General features: G+C 68.4%; 16 protein-coding genes and 2 pseudogenes. 9 read left to right on the top strand and 9 right to left on the bottom strand.

What is annotated here, in order from left to right:
- Positions 1-204 precede the first annotated feature (204 nt).
- Positions 205-1,170 carry a TIGR03557 family F420-dependent LLM class oxidoreductase gene (locus tag AB0H62_RS49665; protein ID WP_220240174.1) on the top strand — a complete coding sequence of 322 codons (966 nt, stop codon included), beginning with the start codon at positions 205-207 and terminating at the stop codon, positions 1,168-1,170.
- A gap of 57 nt (positions 1,171-1,227) precedes the next feature.
- Here AB0H62_RS49665 and AB0H62_RS49660 read toward each other — a convergent pair whose 3' ends face one another.
- Entirely contained in the window at positions 1,228-1,509 is a 282-nt protein-coding gene (locus tag AB0H62_RS49660) for a VOC family protein (RefSeq protein WP_255637951.1), read from the bottom strand.
- Between the two features lie 507 nt (positions 1,510-2,016).
- Here AB0H62_RS49660 and AB0H62_RS49655 point away from each other — a divergent pair.
- Together AB0H62_RS49655 and AB0H62_RS49650 are read left to right on the top strand one after the other, a co-directional pair.
- Complete coding sequence (locus AB0H62_RS49655) at positions 2,017-2,361, top strand: STAS domain-containing protein (protein ID WP_360592860.1); 345 nt, start codon at positions 2,017-2,019, stop codon at positions 2,359-2,361.
- Positions 2,362-2,670: 309 nt separating this feature from the next.
- A complete protein-coding gene (locus tag AB0H62_RS49650; protein ID WP_220240176.1) occupies positions 2,671-2,838 on the top strand; it encodes a hypothetical protein in 168 nt (55 codons plus the stop codon).
- 166 nt (positions 2,839-3,004) lie between these two features.
- On the opposite strand, the gene AB0H62_RS49645 is transcribed toward AB0H62_RS49650, so the two are convergent.
- Together AB0H62_RS49645 and AB0H62_RS49640 are read right to left on the bottom strand one after the other, a co-directional pair.
- Positions 3,005-3,445, bottom strand: coding sequence for an ATP-binding protein (locus tag AB0H62_RS49645; RefSeq protein WP_220240177.1), 441 nt, complete (start codon positions 3,443-3,445; stop codon positions 3,005-3,007).
- A 97-nt stretch (positions 3,446-3,542) separates the two neighbouring features.
- Positions 3,543-3,923: an STAS domain-containing protein gene (locus tag AB0H62_RS49640; RefSeq protein WP_220240178.1), complete on the bottom strand. Its 381-nt coding sequence runs from the start codon at positions 3,921-3,923 to the stop codon at positions 3,543-3,545.
- Positions 3,924-4,253: 330 nt separating this feature from the next.
- Here AB0H62_RS49640 and AB0H62_RS49635 point away from each other — a divergent pair, with 330 nt between their 5' ends.
- From AB0H62_RS49635 to AB0H62_RS49620, 4 genes and pseudogenes are all read left to right on the top strand, one after another.
- Positions 4,254-4,718: a hypothetical protein gene (locus AB0H62_RS49635; RefSeq protein ID WP_360592859.1), complete on the top strand. Its 465-nt coding sequence runs from the start codon at positions 4,254-4,256 to the stop codon at positions 4,716-4,718.
- A 59-nt stretch (positions 4,719-4,777) separates the two neighbouring features.
- Positions 4,778-5,749, top strand: a pseudogene (gene tal / locus AB0H62_RS49630) (transaldolase); the annotation flags it as partial.
- Positions 5,750-5,902: 153 nt separating this feature from the next.
- Positions 5,903-7,744, top strand: a complete 1,842-nt coding sequence (locus tag AB0H62_RS49625) for a transketolase (RefSeq protein WP_360592872.1) — start codon at positions 5,903-5,905, stop codon at positions 7,742-7,744.
- A 209-nt stretch (positions 7,745-7,953) separates the two neighbouring features.
- On the top strand, positions 7,954-8,190 hold the full coding sequence (locus AB0H62_RS49620; protein WP_220240182.1) for a hypothetical protein: 237 nt from the start codon (positions 7,954-7,956) through the stop codon (positions 8,188-8,190).
- Between the two features lie 273 nt (positions 8,191-8,463).
- On the opposite strand, the pseudogene AB0H62_RS49615 reads toward AB0H62_RS49620, so the two are convergent.
- Together AB0H62_RS49615 and AB0H62_RS49610 are read right to left on the bottom strand one after the other, a co-directional pair.
- A pseudogene (locus AB0H62_RS49615) lies at positions 8,464-8,749 on the bottom strand (metallophosphoesterase); the annotation flags it as partial.
- Positions 8,750-8,951: 202 nt separating this feature from the next.
- Positions 8,952-9,440 carry a hypothetical protein gene (locus AB0H62_RS49610; protein WP_360592858.1) on the bottom strand — a complete coding sequence of 163 codons (489 nt, stop codon included), beginning with the start codon at positions 9,438-9,440 and terminating at the stop codon, positions 8,952-8,954.
- Here AB0H62_RS49610 and AB0H62_RS49605 point away from each other — a divergent pair.
- Complete coding sequence (locus tag AB0H62_RS49605) at positions 9,409-10,389, top strand: hypothetical protein (RefSeq protein ID WP_360592857.1); 981 nt, start codon at positions 9,409-9,411, stop codon at positions 10,387-10,389. The genes AB0H62_RS49610 and AB0H62_RS49605 overlap by 32 nt on opposite strands.
- Positions 10,390-10,475: 86 nt before the next feature.
- Here AB0H62_RS49605 and AB0H62_RS49600 read toward each other — a convergent pair whose 3' ends face one another.
- Both AB0H62_RS49600 and AB0H62_RS49595 read right to left on the bottom strand, forming a co-directional pair.
- On the bottom strand, positions 10,476-11,117 hold the full coding sequence (locus tag AB0H62_RS49600; protein ID WP_255637954.1) for a diguanylate cyclase/phosphodiesterase: 642 nt from the start codon (positions 11,115-11,117) through the stop codon (positions 10,476-10,478).
- Positions 11,118-11,467: 350 nt separating this feature from the next.
- Positions 11,468-11,800, bottom strand: coding sequence for a plasmid stabilization protein (locus AB0H62_RS49595; RefSeq protein ID WP_360592856.1), 333 nt, complete (start codon positions 11,798-11,800; stop codon positions 11,468-11,470).
- Positions 11,801-12,025: 225 nt separating this feature from the next.
- On the opposite strand from AB0H62_RS49595, the gene AB0H62_RS49590 reads away from it, so the two are divergent.
- On the top strand, positions 12,026-12,424 hold the full coding sequence (locus tag AB0H62_RS49590; protein ID WP_360592855.1) for an STAS domain-containing protein: 399 nt from the start codon (positions 12,026-12,028) through the stop codon (positions 12,422-12,424).
- A 261-nt stretch (positions 12,425-12,685) separates the two neighbouring features.
- Here AB0H62_RS49590 and AB0H62_RS49585 read toward each other — a convergent pair whose 3' ends face one another.
- Positions 12,686-12,967, bottom strand: a complete 282-nt coding sequence (locus tag AB0H62_RS49585) for an ANTAR domain-containing protein (protein ID WP_360592854.1) — start codon at positions 12,965-12,967, stop codon at positions 12,686-12,688.
- 554 nt (positions 12,968-13,521) lie between these two features.
- Positions 13,522-13,733 (bottom strand): Rieske 2Fe-2S domain-containing protein (locus AB0H62_RS49580; RefSeq protein WP_360592853.1); only part of this gene is annotated, 212 nt, incomplete at its 5' end.

The following is a 13,733-nucleotide window of genomic DNA, read 5'->3' as shown; positions in this document are numbered from 1 at the left end:
GCCGCGGGTGGGCCGGTGGCCACGCCGTCGCCCTCCTCCGACGCGCCGACGGGATGTCCCGCGCCCCTCGCCGACGAGCGCGAAAATCCTTCGTTCAGGTGTCTTACGGATGTGGGTGCGCCGGTCGAGGCCCTCTCGTACGGCTGGCCGTTCAGGCTGCTCGCACGGGTGTGTGCGCGGGTGAGGGCGGGGTACCCGCCGGTCATGACATCGATCGGCTACTTCCTTTCCTGCGAGCAGTACGGTCCGCGTGAACTCGTGGCCCAGGCACGCGCGGCCGAACGCGCGGGGTTCGAGCGGTTGTGGATCTCGGATCACTTTCACCCGTGGCACGACCAGCAGGGCCAGAGTCCGTTCGTGTGGTCGGTGATCGGGGCTTTGTCGGAAGCGGTGTCGCTGCCGGTGACGACCGCTGTGACGTGTCCGACCGTGCGAATTCACCCAGCGGTGATTGCCCAGGCTGCCGCGACCGCTGCCGTTCAGCTGGATGGCGGCTTCGTGCTTGGCGTCGGGTCCGGGGAGGCCCTGAACGAGCACATCCTCGGCGACCCGTGGCCGTCGGCGGGACAGCGGCTGGCCATGCTCGAAGAGGCGGTCGAGGTCATCAGGCTGTTGCACTCGGCGGGCGCGCGCGGTGAGCAGGTGAGCTATCAGGGGACGTACTACGAGGTGCAGGAGGCGAGGATCTACACGGTGCTGGATGAGCCAGTGTCGATCTACGTGTCGGGGTTCGGGCCGCAAGCTACCCAGCTCGCCGGGCGGATCGGTGACGGCTACTGCACGGTGCTCCCGGACGCGGACCTGATCCGCGCCTTCCGAGAGTCCGGCGGTGGCGACAAGCCGGTGCAGGCCGGGATGAAGGTCGCGTGGGGTCCGGACGCCGACGTGGCGCTCGACGAAGCGCATCGTCTGTGGGCCAACGACGTCCTGCCGGGTCAGCTGGGCCAGGTTTTGCCGCGGCCACAGGACTTCGAGGCTGTCACGAAGCTGGTGCCGCGTGATGATGTCCGTGAAGCGATCGTGTGCGGGGACGATCCGAAGGCGCACCTCGATCGGGTACGACAGTATGTCGAGGCCGGGGCGGACGAGATCTACGTTCAGCAGATCGGTCCCGATCACGAGGGGTTCTTCCAGGGCTGGGAGGAGCACGTTCTGCCGGCGTTCCGTTGACGTGGCGAGTGGTAAGGCACTCGGTGCGAAGATTTCTTTCCGTGCCGCGGAGGTTGTTCAGCTGCCTGAGGGAGCTTTGCTCAGGTCGACGACGCAGAAGCGGTTGCCGTCCGGGTCGGCGAGGACGACGAAGTCCGCTTCGGCCGGATAGTTGTTCCAGTCGACCTGGTGCGCGCCCAGCTCGACCAGTCGCTCGATCTCGGCGAGCTGCTCCTCCGCGGTGTCGGCCAGAAGGTCGAGATGCAGCCGAGGATATTCTTCCACGGGCGACTCGCTGTACATGAGGCCCAGCGCATGGCCGGAACCGTCCGCGTGGTCGGAGAGTGCGCCAGCGATCACTCGCCCATTCTTCGGTCTCCGCAAGGTTCAGAGCCGCCGTCCAGAATGTCACCGCACGCGGCAGATCGGAAACACCGATAACCGGAAAACCCAGCCTGAGCATGAAATCGAGGTTAGTGGCGGAACCCTTCTGCCGCGCGCTCTGGGAGACCTCAGCTCGCCTTGCCCTCGGCGCGCGCCCATGGGCGCCGGGTGTGCTCGACTTGCGCGCCGGCCAGAGCGTGGCACACAGTCGTCAAGGACGCGCCCGGTGTGCGAATGCGCTGAGCGCAGGTCTCAGCCTCGAAGTCCTTTGTGGACGTTCCTGCTGGTTTCTCGGGCCCTTGTCGGTCGTCCCGGCACGGGTTATGGTGACCGGCAGCGGTCCAGCAGCGGGCCGTGCCCGTGATCTCCTTGCGCACCGGGCACGAGCTGACGCGTGGTCGGGATCTCGCCTCAGCGTTGAGTTCCGGTGGGCGAAGAAAGCAGGCCATCTTGACCACTATCCTGAATCGTTCCGCTGGACCTGTGCCGACCCGATCCATCGGCGTGGAACCGCTCCGGCTCTCCGTCGAACGCCCGGATCGTGACCTCGTCATAGTCCGGGTGGCCGGCGATCTGGACGCGGCCTCGGCACCACGGCTCCGGGAGTTGCTCGACGCGCGGCTGCGCAGCGCCGTGCCCGCGGTGCTGCTCGACATCTCCACGGTGACGTTCCTCGGCACAGCCGGGTTGAGTACGTTGGAACGCGCTCACCTTTTGGCCAGCGAACGTGGTGTGCGCTTCACCGTGCACGTCGGCGAAGCCCGCCAAGTCCGGCGGGCGCTGGGACTGCTCCCGCACGCGACGCTGGTGGCGATCGACGAGGCCTGACCACCGGGCCTTCAGGCACGGGCGGTGACGCGTTCGATGGGCGCACTGGCGACATCGCGGAGCTTGGTGAGCGGGGAAACGAATCGCCGCGATGGGGGCGGGCGGGATCGTCTGGTTCGTGCGCAGTCGCCGTGCTCCCGGGCACGACTGGCTGAGGGTAGGCCGGCCAGGAACGTAGGAAGATCGTGCCCGTGGCCCGGTGGGGGGTCCCCACGTCTACCGCCGGGTAAACGGCAAGTCAGCCGAGGGCTGGCGCCCGAGTACCTCGGCACTTGGATCAGCAACGGTGGCGACACGAACCCGACAACCGTGTACGGCCCCACCGCGAACAACCCGCGAATGATGTTCCAGAACAACCAACGCGGCTACATCCGTGTCGAGATCACGCGGCACCAGTGGCTGACCGACTTCCGTGTGTCCGACACCGTCTTGAACGCGGACGCGCCGCTGCATACCGTCGTCGCCTTCCGTCACTGACGACGGCAAGCCCGACGCCCGGCGGCTGTAACGCCGGTCGGTCACCTCAAACTCCGAACCGGCGGGGTCATCACGCTCGAGCCAGCGCCGTTCACAGAGCGGTGCCGGCGGCTGGTGCGCTCACCCCTGGCTCACCGGTCTGTGGAAAACCGGCCGACTGTTCGGGTCAGCTTGTGCCGAGGGTTTCGGGCAGTGTCAGGTACCACGTCATCGTCACGGTGGTGCCCACGTCGGTGGGGGCGAGGATGGTGTGGTCGGCGAGGGCGCGGATGAGGGTGAGGCCTCGTCCGCGCAGCTGGCCGGGGTCGGCGGCAGGCGGTTGCCAGCGGCCGTGGTCGGTGACCGTGATCCGGATCAGGTCGTGCTGGTGGTGGGCATGCAACTCGACAGTGCCGACGATGCCGGCGGGGTAGGCGTGGTTCGCCGTGTTGATCAATGCCTCGTAGGTGGCCAGCTCGACGTCGTGGGCGAGATCCCCCGTCAGGCCGTGGGCGCTGATCCAGTCCGCCAGGGCGTACCGCATGAGGGCAATGTCGTCGGCGCGGGCGGGGCGGTGTGCCCGCAGCTCGAAGTTCGCGGCCGCGACACGGTTGGCAGCCGGGGACATGGGCACCACCTCACGCGGTCGTGATCGGCCCGGTTTGGGCCTCGCTGGCGTGATACCCGCGCCCTGCTCGGGTACACCTCCCGTGGCGTCGAGCGGGTCAGGTTTTCTCAGCGGCCAGCGCTTCGGTCGCTGAGGAATACAGCGCGAACCGCTGATCGAGGCCGATCAGCCGCAGGGTGCGGTCAAGGGAGTGCTCGACCGCGAGACGCAGCGTGGTGCGCTCGCCGGCGGCTTGACGTGCCTCGGCCAGGGCTGCGAGCGCCATCGAGGCGAAGAAGTTGACCGCGGTCAGGTCGATCACCAGCACGTCGGGCGGGTCCTGGTCGTGCAGCGCCTCGCGGACCGCCGCCTGGAGTTGCGGCGTGGTGAGCGCGTCGAATTCGCCGCGCGCGGTAAGCACCACGGCGGAACCCTCGCGGCGCAGGCTGACGCCCGTCTCGCCCGCGCCTCGCGCGCGCTCAGGATCGGATGCCGGCATGGCCCGATCGTCTCGCACCAGTCGCCACGACGCACCACTCCCGGGGCCCGGAGCATTCACACCGGCCTCGGCGGATGGTGCGCGGGGGTTTCGCAGGTAGCGGTCTGCGGTGGCCGCGAGTCCGCGAACTCGCCAGGTCACTGCTCCAGCCTGTTCCGCCGAGCGTCACGGCCGCCGCCGGGTCCGGTATTCGTGTCCGCGCTTGTCCGACTGTTTGTAGACGGTCTCCGGTGCTTCCGGCGCCCGCGTGCGTGCACGCGGACCCGGTAGGCGCGGGGTTCCGCGTGGGCCAATTCGAGCAACTCCGAGGGCGGAACGTCCCCCCAGGCCGTGGACGATGAGTTCTCCTCGACCGAGTTGGGTGCGGTGTCGAACAACTGCACGGTCACCGTGGCGCCAACCGTTATCGATGCCGGTGAGGACGATTCGCTGAACATCCTCGTCGACGAGAAAGCCTCGGTTATCGACTGGGCCTGGTCCCGCAAGGGCGCCGCCGTCGTCGACGTGGTATTCCTCCTGGCGTGCCTGGTCGCGGCAGGCCATGCCGTCGAGGACGTCATCCGGTGGTGCGAGGAGATTCCCGCCTGGCGGTTGGCCTCGGTGGAGGTGTCCACTGCGCTGGCAGTCGAGATCTGGGGGGATCCGGCTCTACCAGGGCGTTACCGATTCCCGGTCCCTGTGGGACAGCCTCGTGTCGGCCGTTTCCCGAGTCGCGCGGTTGCTCGTTCGGAGGCCTTGATCCTCGCCCCTCGGATGACACGAATCCTTTCACGAGAGGTGCCAAGCCGTGTGTAGCCCGGGCGCGGACGGGTAGCCGACGGGGGAGAACACACGGACGATGAGGAGGGTTGCCGATGCACACCCCGTTGCACGACCTCGTCGAGCACGGGCAGAGTCCCTGGGTCGACTACTTGTCGCGGCCGTTCGTCCGCGGCGGTGAGCTTGACCGGCTCGCCGCCCGGGGTGTGTCGGGCGTGACGTCGAACCCGACGATCTTCCGGGGCGCGATGACCGAGGGAGACGCCTACGACGAGCAGCTCCGTGAGCAACTGCGGCGCGACAGCGACCCGAAGGAGACTTTCCTGGGGTTGGCTGTGCAGGACGTGCGGGCGGCGTGTGACGAGCTGCGGTCGGTGTTCGAGGCGAGCAGGACAAGGCAGGACGGCTGGGTTTCGCTGGAGGTCGATCCGCGGCTGGCGCACGACACCGACGGCACGATCACCGAGGCGGTCCGGCTGTCCGAGCTGGTTGCGCGACCCAACCTGATGGTGAAGATCCCGGGCACCACCGAGGGGCTGCCGGCCATCGAGGAAACGATCGCACGCGGGATTCCGGTCAACGTGACGCTGCTGTTCTCCCTGAAGCGCCACCGCCAGGCCGCGGAAGCCTACCTGCGGGGCCTGCGCAGGCTGCGTGACTCGGGTGGTGATCTGCGGAAGGTGGCTTCGGTCGCGTCGTTCTTTGTGTCCCGTGTGGACACCGAGGCCGACCGGCGGTTGCGTGAGCTGGGTGGGCACGACGACCTGCTCGGGACACTAGCGGTCGCGAACGCGCGGCTGGCCTACGGGACCTACCTCAAGGTGTTCAACGGTCCCGAGTGGAGGGACCTGTCCGAGGACGGTGCGACTCCGCAGTGGTGTCTGTGGGCCTCGACTTCGATGAAGGACCGGTCGCGCCCGGACGTGTTCTACGTCGAGCAGCTCATCGGACCGGGCACCGTGGTCACGATGCCGCCGGAGACGGTCGAGGCGTTCGCGGACCACGGGTCAGTGGCCGACCGGCTGGCCGAGGGCGTGGCCGGCGCCCGGCACACCCTCGAGGCGTTCGCGGCGGCCGGCGTCGACTACGACGACGTGGTGGCCACGCTGGAGCGCGCTGGAGCGCGAGGGCGTCGAGAAGTTCACCGATTCGTTCCGAGGGCTGATCGACGGGATCGAAAACAAGCGCGGGCAGCTGCTCGACGCGTGAAAGGAGACGGCATGGGCGACAACGACTTCCGCCGTGAGCTCGGTAAGCAGCTGCGGGTCGACTCGGTGCGCGTGAGCGCCAAGGCGGGCTCTGGGCACCCGACGTCGTCGATGTCCGCCGCCGATCTGATGGCGGTGCTACTGGACGGGCACCTGCGCCTCGACCCGGCGCAGCCGGGCGATCCCCACCGCGACCACCTCGTCTTCTCCAAGGGGCACGCCTCACCGCTGTACTACTCGATGTACAAGGCGGTGGGCGTGATCAGCGAGGACGAGTTCCTGACCTACCGGACGTTCGGCAGCCGCCTCGAGGGGCACCCGACACCGCGCTTCGCGCCCACCGACGTCGCGACCGGCTCGCTCGGCCAGGGCCTGCCGATCGGTGCCGGGATCGCGCTGGCGGGCAAGCGCCTCGATCACCTCCCGTTCCGCGTCTGGGTGCTGTGCGGTGACTCGGAGATGGCTGAGGGCTCGATCTGGGAAGCCTTCGAGCACGCCGCGCACTATGAGCTGGACAATCTCACCGTTGTCGTCGACGTGAACCGGCTCGGGCAGACGACGGAAACGATGCTCGGCTGGGACGTCGACACATACGCCGCCCGTGCGCGGGCCTTCGGCTGGCACGCCATCACCCTCGACGGTCACGACGTCGAGGCCATCGAAGCGGCTTATGTCGAGGCGGAGGCGACCACCGGTCGTCCCACCGTACTGTTCGCCAAAACGAAGAAGGGCAGCGGCGTCGAAGCGGTCGAGAACCGGCCCGGCAACCACGGCAAACCCCTCGACGACCCGAACGCGGCGATCGCCGAGCTCGGTGGTCGCCGTGACCTCGAGGTGACGCTCGCCGAGCCGGACACTTCCGCGCCGGTGCGGTCGCACAGCCGCGTTGAGCTGTCGTTGCCCTTGTGGGACCTGGGCGAGGAGGTCGCGACCCGGGAGGCCTACGGTGAGGCGCTGACCGCGTTGGGCGCCGCGCGTTCCGACGTGGTCGCGCTCGACGGCGAAGTGTCGAACTCGACCAAGAGCGAGATGTTCGCGAAGGCTCACCCGGACCGCTACTTCGAGATGTACATCGCGGAGCAGCAGATGATCGCGGCGGCGGTGGGGTTCGGAGTCCGCGGCTGGACGGCGTACGCGTCGACGTTCGCCGCGTTCCTCAGCCGAGCCTACGATTTCATCCGCATGGCCGCGATCTCGCGGGCGAACCTGCGGCTCTCGGGATCCCATGCCGGGGTCTCGATCGGCCCGGACGGCCCGTCGCAGATGGCGCTGGAGGATCTCGCGGCCCTGCGCGCGGTGCACGGCAGCGTGGTCCTGCACCCGTCGGACGCCAACCAGACCGCCCGGCTGGTGGCCGAACTGGCCGACCGGGAAGGCATCTCGTACTTGCGGACGCTGCGCGCGAAGACGATGGTGCGCACCGGCAAGGACGAGAACGTCCACATCGGAGGCAGCCGCACACTCCGCAGTTCCGCCGACGACCAGGTCACCATCGTCGCCTGCGGTATCACGGTCGGCGAGGCCGAACACGCCGCCGCGCGCCTCGCGGACGAGGGCGTGCAAGCACGTGTGCTCGACTGCTATTCGGTGAAACCCATCGACGTCGCCGCTGTCCGCGCGGCCGCCCGGGAAACGGGCGCGGTGATCACGGTGGAGGACCATTGGCCCGAGGGCGGTCTCGGTGACGCCGTGCTGGAGGCACTTGCCGAGCTCCCTGACGCCGTCGTCGTGCGCAAACTCGCGGTCCGGGAGATGCCCGCTTCTGGGACACCCGAGGAACTCCTGGCGGCGGCGGGTATCGACCACGAGGGCATCGCCGAAGCCGCGCAGGCGCTCGTGTCGGCACCGGTCTGATCAACCCCGCCTGCCGGCTGGTGCCGTGAGGCGGGGAGGACGCGCATTGCCGGGCTGCCTGCCTCCCCCGCACGGTTTAGGCAGACGCCGTGCCGGTTGTTCCGTCGAGCCGAACTCACTCCGCGAGGATGCGGCGGTTCGAGGTGTCAAGTGGCGGAGTCCGGGTAGCCGGGGCTTGAGGCCATCGAACGCGAGCTCCAGGAGGAATCATGGCCACCACCGAAACCGGCCAAGTCACAGGCACCCAGGACAAGGACTACAACATCATTTGGTTCGTGGAGGCATGCCTGAGTAACGCCCTGCGGATGGAGTCCTACATCGCCGACGCCGACCGCACAGGCGACCGCGAGCTGGCGGCCTTCTTCCGCCGTGCGCAGGAGGAGAGCCGAAAGGGAGGGGAACAAGGCAAGAAGCTGCTCGCCCAGCGGCTCGGCGCCGAGCACTGACCCCGTGATACCGCTGCGCCACCATCAAGCCGAGAGTTCGTGGCGGCTGAGCAGGGCGAGCCGGGAAGCCGTGAAAGCGCCCACGGGGGTCGCCGATCCTCTGCCCGGGCACACCGCCGTTATCTGCCGGGCATCACCCGGCAGGAGAAGCCCACCGCGGCGATCGAGGAATACGAAACGTTCGACCGCGGCGAGGACGGCTGGCTGAGACGGTGCTGGACGTCGCGTGATTTCCGCCGGAGGGGGGTCGGCAGACGCGCTGGCCGCCCGCTTTCAGTCCCGCACCCTGGCCGGTTCCCGCGCAACGGAGTAGACCGCGTAAGCCGAGCGGAGCACCGGCTGGGCGACGTTGCGGACCCGCACCCCGCCCGGCGTCACGCCTTGTTCCGTACCGAAATGGGCGTGACCGTGCGGGGCTAAGTCGGCCTGCGCCTCGTCGATGGGTTCGCACAGCAGGTACGACCCGAGGGACGGGGTGAATTTCCGGTGGTTCGCCGTGCAGGGTGCCGGGCACGGGGGAGTAGTGCGTGAGCGCAACGACCACGTCGGTGTCCAAGCTCAGCAGCCCACAGGCGGCCGGGTGCTTCCCTGCTTCGGCGCAATGGCTCGCGCCGATTACCCAATCAACCGACCGCCAACACCTGTGTTGCAACCGGTTCCGGCGTCGCCTCGTACGGCAAGCGGGAAGCCTTGGCCGGGATGAAGGGCCCGCATGCGGACAGCGGGGCGGGCTGGTTGTCGACGCGTACCCGCGTGTCAGGTCATTCGCGCGCAGCGATCCAGTTGATGGCCGCGGCGATCAGCTCCGGCTCGGCGACGGTCGCGGTCAGGGAGGGGTGGCGGACGAGGCCCCAGGGGTCGATGCCGGGAATCGGCCTGTGGAAACGGATGCAGACCCCGTGGCGGGTTGTCGTGCCGAGTGTGAGGCCGTGGTCGGCGAGTGACAGCCGGGCGCCGAGGCCGCGAAGAGCGTTGAACGGGCCGGTTATCTCGGCGCCGGCGAGATTGGTCAACGGAGTCATGACCGCCCAGGGGCCCAGCCGCACCCGCAGGCCGTCGGTGTCCAGCTGGAGGCCGTTGCGTTCGCCCAGCAGCCGTTGGATCCACGGCTGGGTGGCGGCGAATTTCGCCCGCAGCCGGTAGTGCACAGCAGTCTCGGTGAGGCTCGACGCGGGCTCGCAGGGTGCCGCGGTTCCCCCGTGCTCCGTGCCGTCCTCGATGACTGTGCGCCGTTCACGCTGTGGGTGCATGAAACCTCCTTCGGGCCGGACACGAAGCCGCCCGCTGGGACTACCCGGTGGTCCGGCTCGAAAACCTGCCGGCGCGATCGAGTCTCAGCGCTGCTCGAATCTCTTGGTGTGGGCATGTCGCGACGGGGGATGCGGGACGGGTGAAACTCGCTGTGCTGGACATCGGGTCGAATTCGGCCCAGCTGCAGGTGGTCGACGTGTCTACCGGGGCGCCGCCGGTGCCGGGGCACGCGGTCAGGAACCGACGCTGCTCGCCGAAGAACTGCAACACGACGGTGCGCTGAGCGAGACCGGGATCGAACGCGCGACGATCGCCGTGACTCGCGCTGTGGGCCAGGCGGTGCGCCTCGGCGTCGACCACCTCTACCCGTTCGTCACGGCCGCGATCCGTGATGCGACGAACCGTGACGAGGTCATCGACCGGATCGAGGCGGCATCCGGGATTCGGCCCCAGTTCCTCTCGGGTGAGGAGGAAGCGCGTCTGACGCATTTCGCCGTGCGCCGCTGGTACGGCTGGTCGGCCGGGCGGCTGCTGCTGATCGACATCGGCGGCGGGTCGATGGAACTGGTGCTCGGCCGCGATGTGGAACCCGAACTGGCGATCTCGCTCCCGTTGGGCGCGGGCAGGCGTACGCCTGAGTTCCTCACCGCGGACCCGCCGACGGGTAAGCAGGTGAAGCGGCTGCGCCGACACGTCCAAGACACGCTGGCCGAAGTTCTTGATCGGTTGCGGTGGGGCGATCGACTGCGGAACGACCTATCGCGTGCTGCACGCGCATGGGCCGGTCCGCGAGGTCCTACGAGTCGCGGGAATTCTGGACGTTCTCGCCGACAGCAACGACCTCGGCGCGCTGCTGCAAGCGCTGGTCGTACTGCCGAAGGCGGGCACACCAGCCTGAAAGGAAACGCATCGGTTCCGCGAGCGTTTGCACCGCCGGTTGTCATCTGAAGGACAACCTGTCTATGTTGCGGTACGGCTTGATCGCATCTGGCACCGGCACTCGTGAGCGGGCCGTGGCCGCTCCTTGTTGCGGCTCAGGCCGTCAGGCGCCGGTGCGTCGCGGTGCGGATGCAGCGGTTGAGTTCTTCGCCGTAGGGCAGGGCGATCAGGCCGGTGATCGCGGTGGCGATGCCGGCGAGGTAGCCGGCGGGTAGACGGTGGCGTTTGAGCCGCAGCCGCCAGGCGCTGCGGTGGCCGTCGGCGTGCAGGAGTTCACAGGCGTCTTTCCAGTGCAGGCAGGCGATCGCGGCCGTGCCCATGAACGGCAGGGATTCGAGGAAGCTGTGGATGTGCTGTTCGACGGGGGTGACTTCGCGGCCGCTGTCGACGGCGGTCTTGACGTCCCACAGGGCGGTGGCCTCGTGGGCGGCGATGGTGGCGGCCATGATGGTGAGGATGAGCGGGTTGATCTCGCACAGCAGGGCGAGGGTGATCGGTACGCCCACTTCGGCCATCATCAGCAGGTGGATCAGCGATTCGCGGGCGCCGGCGGTGTCCTGGATGTGGGTGCGGCGGTGCTGCCACCAGTCGAGCACGCCGGGGACGAACCACGCGGGGAGGATGCCGTAGAGCAGGTAGCGCAGGGTGGCTGACTCCACATCGGACGCTCGGTCGGGGATCCGCAGCCTCGGCCGATTGGTGACAGCGTTCTTCAGGGTTTTCAGCGGCGGCTTCATCCACGGTCCTTTCGCGTGCTGGCCAGGTCCACTACCTCGGTCGTGCGTTCGGCGAGGCAAACGAGGTGGCGTCGCCCGTCTGTGGCCCAACGCCGGTGACCGAGCGGTACAGCGATCCGCTCGCTCGACAACATCACCGAGAGAGCTACTCGCGCCGTCGCCCGCGTCCGGCTCGAGCGGCCCCAGCCGTCTGACGGATATCTTCGATCCGGTGGTCAAGTGCGGTTGAACTGAGCCCAACCGGCAATTTCTCCGCAGGACCACCGAGTCGCGTGGCGAAGCGTCAATCACTCGGCAAGAGACCGAGCCGAGGGCTCGCTGAATCCGAAGGAGGGCACGATACTCCGCGATCAGCGTCCGAGGGCGTTCTGCAGCTCCTTTTTGGTCATACTGGAGCGGCCCTTGATGTTGCGCTTCTTGGCCTCGGTGTAAAGCTGGTCCTTCGTCGGCCCACCGGGGCCTTGCCGGTTGCCGGAACGCTTCCCGCCGCGTTTCTGCGGCGAGGTGTCGCGGGTCGAACTCTTGCTGGCCGTGCGGGATTCGCCGGACTGGGCCCGGTTCTTGTTGACCGTGCGCGCGGCGATTTCCTCGGCTCGCCCGGTGCTGGCGCCCTGCTTCTTCTGCGACGACTTGATGTGCTCGTACTGACGTTCGCGCTTGGTGCTCCAGCTTTGCTCAGGCACGGCTCCTCCTTCGTCGTGACTCGTGGCTACCCGCTCGTGACAGCGGCAAAACCGGCAAGTCTCACGGGGTGCATGAGATTCACTCCACCTGGGTACGTTGGTGATGTATGCGGTTCAGCCGAGCAGCCGCCAGTCGCAGCACCCCGGTGCCACCCGGGGTGCTGCCAGACCCGCGACGCCGGTGTGACCCGTAGGTCGCCGGCCTCAACGGAGGTGACAGCGTTCATGACGGGCCCATTTCCGCACAGCGCGGCGACGTTCACCGTCACCGGCAACCTCGACTCGACCGTGTTCGCCGCGACCGGCGACCTCGACTGCACCGTCGCCGACCACTTGCACGGCCGGCTGCTCGCCGAGATTACGCTGCGCCCGCGCGCGTTGATCGTCGACTTGACTCGCGTGGGCTTCTGCTCCGCGCGGGCTTTGCGCGCTCTGCTCGCGGCTTCGGCCGAAGCCCACGCCGCCGGCATCCCGTGTGTGACCGTGAGCGATCAGCAAGCGGTTCGGCGCCCGATCACCCTGCTGAAGCTGGACCACGTCCTCCTGCTGCACGAGAATCTCGCAGCCGCCCGGGAATGGCTGACGGTCTCGCATGGTGTCGCCGACGTCGCCGGCCATCGGTAGCCGGTGGGGTTCAGGAGCCAGAGGGTGTGTGGCTGAGGTCGACAACGCAGAAGCGGTTGCCGTTGTGTACCTGTCCCAGCCGACATCGCGCGTGCCGAGTTCCTTGAGTCCGAAGATTTCGGCCTTCTATTCGGCCGCAGTGTCGACGAGAAGGCCGAGGTGCAGGCGCGGGCACGGCTCGACGGGGGACGTGCTGTGCATGAGCCCCAACGTGGGTCCCAAGCCGCTGGGATGAGCGAGGGCAGCGGTTGCTGGCTCCATTCATCGGTGGCAACCAGCTTCAGCGCCGCGGTCCACGTCGCGGAGTTTGACGTTGGTGTCCTGCGACAGCATGCGAAGGATCTCGAATGCCTCGGCGGCCGTACAGTGACGTTGCGCCATCAGGACGCCCTTGGCCTGTTCGATCGGCGCCCGTGAGGACAACGTCGGCCGCAACTGCTCCACCTCGGTGTGCGCGGCGCGGTGGCGCTCCGCCAGATCGCTCTCGCCGTGCGGCCCGTCACCCGCTCCATCGCGGCCACTGCGCTCGGCGCGGGCAGGCACCTGCTGGGACGATGTGCTCCGAGATTCAATGCGAGTGCGGAGTGTCCTGCACTCATGCAGGCGCGGACGCCGGAAACTGCGGTGGCGCGCGGCGTGGTGGGGCCACGGTCCGGCACGCGTCCCCCGCTGCAGGATGGGCCGTCCCGCAGGGACGCCACGGGTCGGCGACCGTGCTCGTGGCCGACCGGGCGACCGACCACGACCAGCTCGTTGACGGGATCGATCGAACGGAGTAACCGGCAGCTGTGTAGGGGAGAGGCCCGTGATATCAAAGCGGCGGGCCCGGCCTCGCGAGAGTGCTCACGGCCAGTAGCAACGCGCCAAGGTCGTTGCTGTTGGCAAGTAGGTCGAGGGTACCTTTCGCTCGCAGCATGCGCCGGCTCAGGCCGCGGGCACGAGACAGAAGAACCCGCGCCCGCGCCGCACCCGCCGCATGCCGGGGCCGGTCAGCGTGCTGCCTTGCAGCCGCGTCATCCCCGGGAAATACCCTTGACGTGGCCACCGAAAACCATGTTTCGAGGTGGTTGCCCGTCGCGTCCGTGGCCTGCGGCGGTTCAGCGCGGATGGCGGCGCAACGGCCGGACGGCGGGGCCCTGGACGACGGCGCCGTCGGGGTCGAAGCGGGAGCCGTGGCATGGGCAGTCCCAGGTGTGTTCCGCGTCGTTGAAGGCCACCAGGCAGCCGAGGTGCGTGCAGTGGGCTTCGACGGTGTGCAGGTCGCCTGTTTCGGCGCGGTAGGCGGCGACGAGTTCGGCGCCTACGCGGA

The organism is Amycolatopsis sp. NPDC050768 (genome assembly GCF_040654155.1).
GTDB lineage: Bacteria > Actinomycetota > Actinomycetes > Mycobacteriales > Pseudonocardiaceae > Amycolatopsis.
The sequence above is the reverse complement of the archived record's forward strand: the minus strand, read 5'-3'. Positions and strand labels throughout refer to the sequence as shown.